This window comes from Domibacillus sp. F004 (genome assembly GCF_057814295.1).
In genome coordinates, this window is record NZ_JBVATB010000014.1 from 20002 (window position 1) to 31290 (window position 11289).

The 11289-nt window shown below is 34.3% G+C and carries 10 protein-coding genes; 3 read left to right on the forward strand and 7 right to left on the reverse strand.

Annotated elements, in window-relative coordinates:
• From ACZYRN_RS18890 to ACZYRN_RS18900, 3 genes are all read right to left on the reverse strand, one after another.
• A complete protein-coding gene (locus ACZYRN_RS18890; protein WP_488913128.1) occupies positions 1-984 on the reverse strand; it encodes an alpha-ketoacid dehydrogenase subunit beta in 984 nt (327 codons plus the stop codon).
• Positions 985-997: 13 nt separating this feature from the next.
• Complete coding sequence (locus ACZYRN_RS18895) at positions 998-2011, reverse strand: thiamine pyrophosphate-dependent dehydrogenase E1 component subunit alpha (protein ID WP_488913129.1); 1014 nt, start codon at positions 2009-2011, stop codon at positions 998-1000.
• A 604-nt stretch (positions 2012-2615) separates the two neighbouring features.
• Entirely contained in the window at positions 2616-2810 is a 195-nt protein-coding gene (locus ACZYRN_RS18900; RefSeq protein WP_488913130.1) for a hypothetical protein, read from the reverse strand.
• A gap of 476 nt (positions 2811-3286) precedes the next feature.
• Between ACZYRN_RS18900 and ACZYRN_RS18905 the strand changes: the two genes are divergently transcribed.
• Positions 3287-3649 carry a hypothetical protein gene (locus ACZYRN_RS18905; RefSeq protein ID WP_488913131.1) on the forward strand — a complete coding sequence of 121 codons (363 nt, stop codon included), beginning with the start codon at positions 3287-3289 and terminating at the stop codon, positions 3647-3649.
• Positions 3650-4514: 865 nt separating this feature from the next.
• Here the strand turns inward: ACZYRN_RS18905 and ACZYRN_RS18910 are convergent.
• From ACZYRN_RS18910 to ACZYRN_RS18920, 3 genes are all read right to left on the reverse strand, one after another.
• Positions 4515-4859, reverse strand: coding sequence for a hypothetical protein (locus ACZYRN_RS18910; RefSeq protein ID WP_488913132.1), 345 nt, complete (start codon positions 4857-4859; stop codon positions 4515-4517).
• 365 nt (positions 4860-5224) lie between these two features.
• Positions 5225-5854 carry an RsfA family transcriptional regulator gene (locus ACZYRN_RS18915; RefSeq protein WP_488913133.1) on the reverse strand — a complete coding sequence of 210 codons (630 nt, stop codon included), beginning with the start codon at positions 5852-5854 and terminating at the stop codon, positions 5225-5227.
• Positions 5855-6755: 901 nt separating this feature from the next.
• Positions 6756-7751 carry a helix-turn-helix domain-containing protein gene (locus tag ACZYRN_RS18920; RefSeq protein WP_488913134.1) on the reverse strand — a complete coding sequence of 332 codons (996 nt, stop codon included), beginning with the start codon at positions 7749-7751 and terminating at the stop codon, positions 6756-6758.
• A gap of 1109 nt (positions 7752-8860) precedes the next feature.
• Here ACZYRN_RS18920 and ACZYRN_RS18925 point away from each other — a divergent pair.
• Together ACZYRN_RS18925 and ACZYRN_RS18930 are read left to right on the forward strand one after the other, a co-directional pair.
• The gene (locus ACZYRN_RS18925) at positions 8861-9691 is read left to right on the forward strand and encodes an AAA family ATPase (protein WP_488913135.1); all 831 of its coding nucleotides are present in this window, start codon (positions 8861-8863) and stop codon (positions 9689-9691) included.
• Entirely contained in the window at positions 9684-10133 is a 450-nt protein-coding gene (locus tag ACZYRN_RS18930; protein WP_488913136.1) for a hypothetical protein, read from the forward strand. The genes ACZYRN_RS18925 and ACZYRN_RS18930 overlap by 8 nt, the downstream gene beginning before the upstream one ends.
• Positions 10134-10722: 589 nt before the next feature.
• On the opposite strand, the gene ACZYRN_RS18935 is transcribed toward ACZYRN_RS18930, so the two are convergent.
• Positions 10723-10923, reverse strand: coding sequence for a hypothetical protein (locus tag ACZYRN_RS18935; protein WP_488913137.1), 201 nt, complete (start codon positions 10921-10923; stop codon positions 10723-10725).
• Between the last annotated feature and the right edge of the window lie 366 nt (positions 10924-11289).

The window sequence follows — 11289 nt, forward strand, 5'->3', positions numbered from 1 at the left end:
TTAAAATGCGGCTAATTCTGCCATTGCTTTATAAATCTTTTCTGGATTTAACATAAAGAATTTTTCCATTACCCCGTTGTAAGGTGTGGCTGGGACATCTGGACCACAAAGTCTTTTTACAGGCGCATCAAGTTCATATAAACACTCTTCTGCAATAATGCCAGCTACTTCTCCTCCGATGCCGCCTTCTTTATTATCTTCATGAACGATTAAAACTTTGCCCGTTTTGCGAGCCGCTTGTACAATCGACTCTTGATCTAGTGGATAAAGAGTTCGCAAATCTAAAATATGGGCGCTATACCCATCCTGCTCCAATTTTTCAGCGGCTTGTAGAGCAAAGTGCAACGTAAGTCCATACGTAATGACTGTAATGTCTTCGCCCTCTCTCTTCACATCCGCCTTTCCGATTGGAACAGTGTATTCTATGTTAGGTACTTCCCCTTTAATGAATCGGTAACAACGTTTATGTTCAAAAAACAAGACAGGATCTTCATCACGAATAGCTGATATCAATAATCCTTTTGCATCATAGGGTGTTGACGGTGCGACCACTTTTAAGCCTGGAATATTACAAAACATTGCTTCAACGCATTGGGAATGATAAAGCCCCCCGTGAACGCCTCCTCCATAGGGAGCACGGATCACGAGCGGACAGTTCCAGTCTCCGTTCGAACGATACCTCATTTTGGCAGCTTCACTGACAATTTGATTGACAGCCGGCATAATAAAATCAGCAAACTGTATTTCAGCAATTGGCCTCAATCCATATGCTGCTGCGCCTATTGCTACCCCTGCAATCGCTGATTCAGCAAGAGGAGTGTCCATGACTCGTGCTTCTCCAAACTCTTCATACAGACCTTGTGTTGCTTTAAAGACACCTCCTTTTAATCCAACATCTTCTCCCAGTACAAAAACTTTTTGGTCACGTGTCATCTCTTCATGCATAGCCTGATTGATGGCCTCAATATAAGAAACAATTGTCATTGGTTATTGCCTCCTATTCTGCATATATGTGTTTTAATGTATCTTCTGGCGCTGGAGATGGTGCGTTTTCAGCATATTCAGTTGCTTCATCGATTTCTTTGGTTATCCATTCAAGAATTTCTTTTTCTTTTACCTCGTTTAACACGCCAACCTCTTTTAAGTAATGATTGAATTGGTGTATAGGATCTTGTTTTTTCTCTTCAGCCACTTCTCCTTCTGGCCGGTATGTCCGGTCATCGTCATCAGAGGAGTGCGGCATATAGCGAAAGCAACGAGCCTCAATCAACGTAGGTCCTTCCCCTCTTCTCGCTCTATCGGCTGCCTCTTTTGTTACTTTGTATACTTCAAGAATGTCACTTCCATCTACACTGACACCGGGGAAACCATAACCTAAGGCTCGATCCGCGATGCTGTTGCATGCGACTTGTTTTGAGTAAGGAACTGAAATTGCATATTTATTGTTTTCGCAGAAAAAGATAACAGGAAGCTTGTGGACACCGGCAAAATTGGCTCCTTCATGAAAATCTCCTTGATTACTTGATCCTTCTCCAAAAGAAACGAAAGTTACAAGGTTTTTTCCGTCTAACCTCCCTGCCAGAGCCAAACCGACTGCATGTGGAACTTGGGTCGTTACTGGACTTGACCCCGATAAAATGCGATACTTTTTCCCACCAAAATGCCCCGGCATTTGACGGCCTCCGCTATTTGGGTCTTCTGCTCTAGCAAACGAATTAAGCATTAAATCCTTTGCTGTCATTCCAAAGACCATGACAACCCCTGCGTCACGATAATAGGGGCACAGGTAGTCTTTATTTTTATCGAGGGCATAGGCTGCTCCAATTTGGGCTGCTTCTTGTCCTTGACAAGAAAGTACAAAAGGAAGCTTTCCAGCTCGATTTAAAATCCACGTCCGTTCATCAATTTTTCGTACCAAAAGCATATCTTGATACATGTGTAGAACTTGCTCATCTGACAGACCAAGTTTTTTATGCTTGTTTTCGACTTGACTAGCACCTGGATCTCCCATATTAAGACCTCCCGCGTTTTTAATGTGAGAATTTATGAATGAATAGCAATTTTTCATTGAAAGTCCAACTTCTAAAAGCATTTTTGATAAGGAAGAGTGTAATTGAATCATTTTAGTCACTTCCCATGAAGTGACCCTTCTGTGATTATATGAATACTTAGCGCATCATTTGTCTATTTATCGACGACAAGTTTGCATGATAGATGAATGCTTTTCCAATTGTTTAAATAGAAATATCTCTGTCTTAAAACGTGAATTATAATGAGCAAACTCTCTATCTGTACATTCCCCCTAAATTACCTGAAAATAAAATCTGCTCAATTGTAATAACATCGCTAACAACAATAACACTCGTCTTTTTGTAAACGCTTTCATTTTTACCTGTATTTGATTGTTGAAAGCGCTCAGTAACGTAATTTTAAATGCTCGATTTGTTCTTTTTAATAACTCTTTTTCATTAATTTATTCCGTAATAAGAACATTGATAACCGCTATATCGATTTTTACCTATTTCACGTAATTGAGCACTGAGAAAGGATCGAAGAAAGACCCTAATTATTCTTCTTTAATAAATAAAAAAAAGCTCCTCAAGGGAGTTTTATGATTATGCAATATTCTCATGAAGAGCTCTTTGTTCTTTTAGCTTTTCTGCTCGCCCCATAAATTTTACACCTTCTCTTATTTGAATGGTGTCACAGATGAGGTGCACAAAATCGTTATTCTCGGTCCAAGCGATCAAATCTTTTTCCAAAATCCGCTTTCCGCAAGCAGAACATATTAAACCCTCTTTAATATTCATTTTATTGGCTCCTTTTTAAAAATATTTTATATACTTCTCAAGTATTTATGGAGCGCTCATCCATCTTCACATGTTCTAATCGCTTGATAGAATATGTGAAGATGGATGAACTTTTTCCGCCAGTAGCTGAACAACAAACCTTACTACTGAAGTAGAAATCAGAACATCACCAGTCTACTTGCTCACGTGGTATGAGCCCCGCCTACGCTCGATACCGTGACGGCCACACGTGCCATCCAACCCACTATTATTATAAGCAGAAAGCGCTTACAAATAAAGAGTTATCGATCATCAAATTCCGACATATATCTTTTAAAATGTAATATTTGCGTGGTTTATGGCCATAATCTAACTGAGGTGCTTTTAAACTTGTGTTGACTTATAAATACACGGCAGTACTATACCAAAAGATGAAAAGTCTTCAGTTTACAGGGCGATTTATTTTTTTTCCACTCTATAAAAAGAGGTGCTCACGAATGAAAAAGAACAAGAAGTATTTAAAAATGGAAGGAAAGTCTGACGAATTTATTTACGGTGCAATTCAGACATACGAGAAAGTGCTTGCGAACGCCCAGCGGATGATACTTGCGGGTGAGGTGAAAGAGATCGAGATTGCCCATCTTCTCCGAGAATGGATAGAAGACCGTGATACACTGATTGGCTTGCTCGGCCCTTCTACTTATGAAAAGTTAATGCATGCTGCTGCTAATGAGGCGAGTAAAGAAAAAATGCGAAAGAATACCTTTCCTGATGGCGGATTGGCTCCAGATTTGGAACATCTGATAGCAGAGAATCAACAAAGTATTAATGTAAAAAAAAGCAATTGGCCACGTCCTTAAAAAATAATCTTTGCCGTTGGTGTTTGATGGTCAAACGGTTTTTATATCATAGAAGTATTATGAAAAAGTGTTGGTATAAGATAAGGGGAAAACCGAGCCATTTGCAGTTTTGCTACACACTTTTAGGAAGTATTCTGGATACAGACTAGAAAAGGGATTGAATCGGAAAACCGGCATTCCCATTTATATTTGAATTCGAAAAACAGATTTCAAAAACCGTGGAGACTCGTTTAAACAAAAGTTTGCTGCTTTGGAGTATCTGACTAATGAAATATCTGACTAATTTTGTCGTTCTTTAGCTCAAGATTTTTCTTGCAGGAATCGGCTAATATTGGTGACAAGCATGTATAAGCGTATATCGAATGTCTGTAAAAGCAGGGGATAGCGGCAAAAATAATTTATACAAACTTATCGTCAAGTCGTTTTTTTGTAGTAAAATGGAACAGATAAGAAATTTATTTTCATACCACCTAAAAGCTTTGCCTACAAATGAACAGCGATTAAAAGTAGAAAAAATCTAAGGAAAAAAAGATAAAGAGTTAAGTATACGCAAAAATCATTCCTGTTGAAATTTTCTCTTCTATTGTATAAATTACTTAAAACAGTAGCACAAACTATGGTTACGGTTTATGCTACTGTTTTAAGTATGTTTTTCACGAAAAATTTTGTGCCACGCAGTCATTTTTATCGTATACACTTTCTGTATGTGAACGTATTTGTATATTAGGTGTTATGGAATTTCAGCTATCTAGTACTTTCACTAGCCATCAAAAAAATAATTGCTAAAACATAAGAGTTTACGTTGTTAATTTAACAAATATGTGACAATTCTTTAATAGAAAACCATCATTTTCAAGCTCTTACTTTAAAAACTATTAGGTTTTGAGGGAGCTGATGTTGTTTTTATTTTTTCTTGTACGGCCAACGACATTCTTTCAGCTAATTGATCAAACCATTTCTCGTCGCCGGTTTGAATGGCTAAATCAATCAAACAATCCCAGTCCTCTTTTTCAAGCGTTAGATAGAGTTTTTCAACGCGATCTACGGTGAATAGTCTCGGTGTTGGTTTTATCGATTGTGTGAAACCATCAATGTAATTCGCTACTTTAGTGATAAATACTTCATTTCGTGTAATAGAAATATTTTCAATAAAACCGATTACGTGGTAATTATCGACTTGAGTAATAATCCAATCTCCATTTTTTAACATATTGGTTACCCCTTTCTAAATTTACTCTATATCATCTATCTTTTCTTTATTTGACTTAATTAAAAAGGCGTTATACCTCAGAAAGTAAATAATATAATACATTCCAAAATATAATAAATTAACGATGAATAAGTTTACGATTGAAAACGTTTTCAATATTTAGGTTAATATTCAAATGTTTTTTACGAGTAATTTATACAAGTCCATTGTACTAGTAATATATTTAGATCAATGTTTATTCGAGATGTGTTCACATCCGTCTCATAAGCTATGCCGTTCACCATTTTTTGAAAGGATCTTTTTTAAAAAGTTTGTTAAATAGTTTATAGAAAAAAAGAGTTTGATATAAATGTTTGTTAGCTGCTTTATTCAGCTATTTTTTCTAGATTTCCATTGCTTTCCATCTTAAAAGATGCACGTGGTGAATCATCTTCGTCTAATACAACGAGTTTACGTGCACGATTCATAATTTTCATCATTGTTTCATAGTCTTCTTGCATAGTTAAAGCTGATTTTTCAAGTTGACATAGCCTCTTTTCCAAATCTATCTTTTCATTTCTTACTACTTCTAATTCATTGCGTAGCCTGTCATTTTCCATTTTTATATTCTCTGAGGCGTCCATATTACGTAAAAAACCAATCACTTCGTCAATTGTGAGCTGTGTTCGGTCCTGGTTAATTCGAATCGATTGCGTAGTTGCTGTTTTAGTCAATACCGGTATTTTGTATGAATCTTCCTTATCTTTCTTTTGTTCTGCTTTTAGCAGACGATTTTGTTGTTTTCTTTGTTTTTTAGCTAAATCCAGCGCTTTTTCGTATTGCTGTCGCACGACTGCATTCCATCGAAAACCACAAGCTGCAGAGGTTCTATTTAGTTGATCCCCAACTTCTTCAAACGCATTTAGCTGTGTACTTCCTTCTCGAACATGCCGGAGTACCGTTTCAGCAAGTAATAGATCATCATCTTTAGACCAAGCATCTTGACGCTGTTTCACTCATCATCGCCCCTTTTATATAAAATTATTCATTATAATAAAAATGACCATAGACTGTTTAGTTTATCCGATTAGTCAATACCGATTTTAAAGATTGAAAGAAAACGACTCTAGTATGTTTCATTCTATTCTACTCTGTTCCTCTTTATTCATTATGTTTAATAATTATCTTAAAACACATAATTATACAGATTTGTTGTCTGAAATTTAAAGATCCGTTCTGTTTTCAGATATGGATAGGCTAGTTTTAACATCGCCTTGTGACTTCTATATCTATGCGTGGGGAAAGAAATAAAGAAAGTATTAATTGCTGGTCTTGGATCTACGGCTATATAGCATTTTGTTGTCATCAAGAAGCGAATAGTTACGTTTCCGCCTATACGAAATTAACAGAACAAATACAAATTATTAACAATAATCCCTTTCTTCTAAAAATGAATGGTTTTTTTTCAGATGTTGACTTACACAATCATCTTCCAATACTTTCATAAGGCAACATGTAAAGAATATTAAGTCGTTATCTTTTAGGGCTAATACGAGCCTTTTCATATCCATTGACCGTTAAGTAAGGTATTTCCATTGGTTATAGTTAGATAAATATTATTAGCAGACAGAGTTTTTTAATATTTTATTTAAACAAAAAATGGATATTAACTTAATCTCAATGGACAATCAATTTAAAATACTCGTTGATTAGCTATGACATATACCCACTACCATATACTTACCTAGCCTATTTAACGTTCTTTTGAATGATAGTTGTTCTTGTTAAAAGAGAGTAAACCAGGTTAAATAGTTGGCTGATTGGTTTGATTATTTTTTAATGAGTCACTATTTAAGACATAAATATTATATATTTGAATTATGTACATAGTGAAAAATTCAAAATAAAACCATAATTTCAATTTAAAAATATCTCTTTATTTTTCAACATAGTAAAAAAATCATTTTTTGCTATTAATTCTACCTCTTCATGCTGTTGATAATTAATTTTATTTTGCTGCTCAATTATTTTAATATCTCTATCTTCAAGCCAATTATAAAAATAGGGATGACTATTCAACAATTCTTTTCTTTTTTGATAAACAAACATATTCATAAGTGTTCCATAAAAATAGCCATTAAAGTCTTTTTTGATTTTTTTTTGTTTATGGGCAAATACAGTTTGTTTAAACGCATCTATCGTAATGTCCAGGTAAAATTCGATTGGATGAGATAGTTTGGACTTTCCATACGTCATTAGAGCTTTTTTCCAAAGTACATAAATATCTTTTGCATCTGTAATAAATGGGCTTACGGTTTCAATAAATTTTTCAGGAACATTTTTTGGTGTGAATGTTTTATCTAAACGGATTGTTTTACGTAAGTTCTTTAAAATCTTTTTATTAAAAGATAAATACTTGGTAGAATCTTTTTTTTGCTTATGATCCTTACTCTCACAAGGGTTTTCCATATTTTCAGGTTGGAAATCAGGTTGGAAATCGGCTAATTGAAGAAGTTCTATCCATTGTTTAAAATATGGATGTTTTACAAATAGATGAACAGGTGCTCCAAGTCCGTTTTGAGTAGACGATCGGCGGTATACTGTATAAACTAGGCCATAATCGCGAAGCTGTTTAAAAATGTTACGGATTGTTTTATCTGTAACGTTAAAGCGTTTTGCAAAATAATCATCGCTCGCGAAACAGAATCCTTTTTCAGCACCAAACCAGCAGATCATTTCAATGGATTGTTGGGACCCTTTTTTTAAACGATAAAATTTATCACCATAAGCTGCTTTGATCGGATTGAAAAGTAGTAGTTTTGTTTTTTGTTGCTCTGCATGATTAATTGCGTAAGGTTTATGATACTGTAATTTTTGAAATTCACTATGAGACAAAATTTTGTGTTCAGACATATAGTTTTTCTCCTTTTATAATAACAAAAAAGACGTGTTTACCGGTCATTACGGTAAACACGTCTTTTCAATTGCTTAAAAAGGAGAAACTTTCCCATTGAATAAAATGTTTATTTGTCCTATAATACAGGCATAAACAAGTATATTGGTGAAAGCAGGTGTTTACCGTGGGCGTTTCACGGTGAACGGTTAAACAGGTGTTGGTCGCACCTGTTTAACACGCTTTTGCCTTTTTTATTTTGTTTTTATAGTTAATGGTAATTGTACGATTCTTTATACAGAAACATTTATTAAGCTAAGCGTGAAATCATCAAAAAATATAATATTTACAAGCTGTTCCAAGCAACGATCGTAAAGTTGCAGAACAGCTTTTTTTAATTCTGTAACCAACCATACAATAATTTTTTAAGCTTGTAAAATGCTTTAAAGAGGAAAATTAAAGGTTTAAATCTAACAAAAGTAGAAATTTCCACCTGTGCGAGAAAGTTGACAAACTTAACAGAAGTGGAAAAGTAGAAATTTCCACCTGTGCGAGAAAGTTGACAAACTTAACAGAAGTAGAAAAGTAGAAATTTCCACCTGTGCGAGAAAGTTGACAAACTTAACAGAAGTGGAAAAGTAGAAATTTCCACCTGTGCGAGAAAGTATAGAAAAAATTAAATTAATGAATCCCTTAACATCAACGTTTAAGCGATATTGAAATCTAACAAAAGTAGAAATTTCCACCTGTGCGAGAAAGTTGACAAACTTAACAGAAGTGGAAAAGTAGAAATTTCCACTTGTGCAAGAAAGTTGACAAACTTAACAGAAGTGGAAAAGTAGAAATTTCCACCTGTGCGAGAAAGTTGACAAACTTAACAGAAGTGGAAAAGTAGAAATTTCCACCTGTGCGAGAAAGTTTAATCAAAAACCCTCGAATATTACATTTATGTTACAAATTTAGAATAAAGGTTTTAAAGCGGTATTTATAAAAAAAGATTTAAAAACCGCTACAACTACAACAAATGATTCAAACATATTTCTACTTATGTTAAAATCTGAAATATACAAAAGTGGAAAATTGTTAGGTGGAAATATGTTTGAAAATACAAATAAAGAGGAGAAACGAGATGGCTGCTAAAACAATTGTAGTTGGTAACTTTAAAGGTGGAGTAGGGAAAACAAAAGTGGCTGTTATGGCATCGTGGGAACTTGCTTATGAATTTAATAAAAAGGTCCTATTAATCGATATGGATCCGCAAGCTAATGCGACTACCATTGTAGCTAGATCATCTGGGATAGGAGACATAAATGCCACAATATTTGAAGGATTCAAGAATGGAGATTTAATGAACACTATAGTAAAAATGCATGAGAATTTAGATTTAATACCTGCTCACGTGACATTTAAAAATCTGCCCAAATTTTTATATTCTAAATTCAAAAAAGACATTGATCAAATTACATATTTAAAAAAACTGTTGGAGCCAATAAAAAATAAATATGATTACATTTTTATTGATGTACCTCCGACTATTAGTGACTATTCAGATAATGCAATGATGGCGGCTGATTATGTTTTGATTATTCTTCAGGCACAGGAATTATCTCTTGAAGGAGCAGAAACTTATGTATCTTATCTTCAATTTATGGCAGATGAATATAATGCGGACATTCAAGTGGTCGGTGTTCTGCCGGTATTGTTGCGGGCCGGCGGTCGTGTAGATCAGTCTACAGTCATGAGAGCGCAAGAAATATTTGGTGAAGATAATGTATATGAGAATTACGTAAAGCATCTTGAACGTTTAAAAGCATGGGATATAACCGGCATTGCAAACCAAGATCAGCATGATAAGAGAGCCCACCAGACTTTTATTAAAGTAGTGGAAGAAATGTTGGAAAATATCGAACGACTTGAAAATATTAAACATTTTAAAGAGGAGGGGGCAACAGGTGAGTAATAGCAAAAACATTAAAGGTCCTTTGATCAAAACTAAGAATAAAAAGCAAAACGGAATACCAAGGCCAGAACCTATTCAGTTTAATCAAACGAAAGATCCATTTAAGTATGAGGCACCCTCTTTAAAAGAGCAGGAGATAAAAGTACAAACAACTGACATTGCGTTTCCTAGTAAACAGCCAAAAGAAATTAAAAATGTAGATACTACGCCTGATCAGGGAAAATCAGTAAAAAAAGCAGTGGTTGGGAAAAATAATGCTGTGAAATCTATTAAAGTTCCTGCAGAATTGCACATAAAAATTAATGTGCTAGGAAAGTTTATGGATGAAACAAAGACATACGCTATTCTAGATGAATTAATAAAAAATTATGTCGCAGATAAGTTAAGTGAACGTCAACAAAAACAGTTTGAATATATGAGTGAATTTTTGATAAAAACTTAATGTGAAGATAAAAAATACAACTTCGGTCGTTAAATGTTGACGACCGAAGTTGTATTTTTTATGAAAGAATTATAATAATGAAAAAACGAGCTGATAAACGAAGAACGTCTCAATCAAATGAAGAAAAATACGGTTATCATTGAAAGCAATAATAGCATTATTATAAGTGATAGCAAAAAACGTATGTCTTTCAGGCATGGATATGTAATTGTTGAGTCAATTTTTTTATAATGTCTAGGTGTTAAATGCATGAATTTTTTTAAAACTTTAATAAAATGCGCCTGATCGTAATAGCCGTTTTCATAAATGGTATCCCTTAAATCAGAATTACCTATTTGAAGATAGCGATCTAATGAGTTTTGAAATTGAACGATTCTGCAAATTTCAAGATGAGAAGGAAAAGATATTTTTATTGAAAATACATGCTGTGATGAAACAACTTTATTAAGTAACAACGAATTGAAAAATCATTTCTTCTTAATTTCAGCTTTCCGAGTTTCCTTCGATGCTTTCAGCGAATCAAGCAGTAGAGCTGATCTCGTTTATTAAGAGATTCAATGAAAAAAGACAAAAAAAAGAGCCCTAGGGCTTAAGCGACTTCTCTCGGTATATGGAAATTTTCGATCACGGCTTTTGCTTGTGCTACAGAAAGCCCTTGTTCCTTTTGTAACCATTGATAGAGGTCAAGGTGAAGTACTTCAAACTGATTGAGTTCACTAGGTCTGTTTTGTTTACTTATGTCGAGCAAGTATTTCTTATGCAACTGTAAATAGCTGTTTGGCATGTTCATAATAAATCCCTCCATCTACTGATAGTTTATTCGTTTTGAGAGCTTTTAATCTTAAATCAAAGGAAATGAGAAAGTTTTCACAATCAGAAGACATTTTTTGTCACAATGCTAAACAGTTCGCCACAACTTTATGGTTTATTCGATAGTTAAAGCAGCTTTTAGAAAAGCCAAAAGTTATATTTTCAAAACTCTTCTTTTTATAAATGCTCCCGCTGATAATTTTTATAAACCCTCCTCCTTGTTCCGAAACTCGTCCTTTTCTGAACACGCCTTTTGGTCTGTTCAAAAGGACATTTCTTTATAGAAAGTCTGTAATAAAACCCTGTTCACTATTCTGTGTTCAAAAACCAATTAATTTTTAACTTA

What these genes read in the sequence shown, in the direction of transcription:
- ACZYRN_RS18920 (WP_488913134.1), bottom strand. Translation starts at nt 7,751, where the DNA reads ATGTCTGAACACAAAATTTTGTCTCATAGTGAATTTCAAAAATTACAG.
- ACZYRN_RS18900 (WP_488913130.1), bottom strand. Translation starts at nt 2,810, where the DNA reads ATGAATATTAAAGAGGGTTTAATATGTTCTGCTTGCGGAAAGCGGATT.
- ACZYRN_RS18890 (WP_488913128.1), bottom strand. Translation starts at nt 984, where the DNA reads ATGACAATTGTTTCTTATATTGAGGCCATCAATCAGGCTATGCATGAA.
- ACZYRN_RS18905 (WP_488913131.1), top strand. Translation starts at nt 3,287, where the DNA reads ATGAAAAAGAACAAGAAGTATTTAAAAATGGAAGGAAAGTCTGACGAA.
- ACZYRN_RS18935 (WP_488913137.1), bottom strand. Translation starts at nt 10,923, where the DNA reads ATGAACATGCCAAACAGCTATTTACAGTTGCATAAGAAATACTTGCTC.
- ACZYRN_RS18910 (WP_488913132.1), bottom strand. Translation starts at nt 4,859, where the DNA reads ATGTTAAAAAATGGAGATTGGATTATTACTCAAGTCGATAATTACCAC.
- ACZYRN_RS18925 (WP_488913135.1), top strand. Translation starts at nt 8,861, where the DNA reads ATGGCTGCTAAAACAATTGTAGTTGGTAACTTTAAAGGTGGAGTAGGG.
- ACZYRN_RS18895 (WP_488913129.1), bottom strand. Translation starts at nt 2,011, where the DNA reads ATGGGAGATCCAGGTGCTAGTCAAGTCGAAAACAAGCATAAAAAACTT.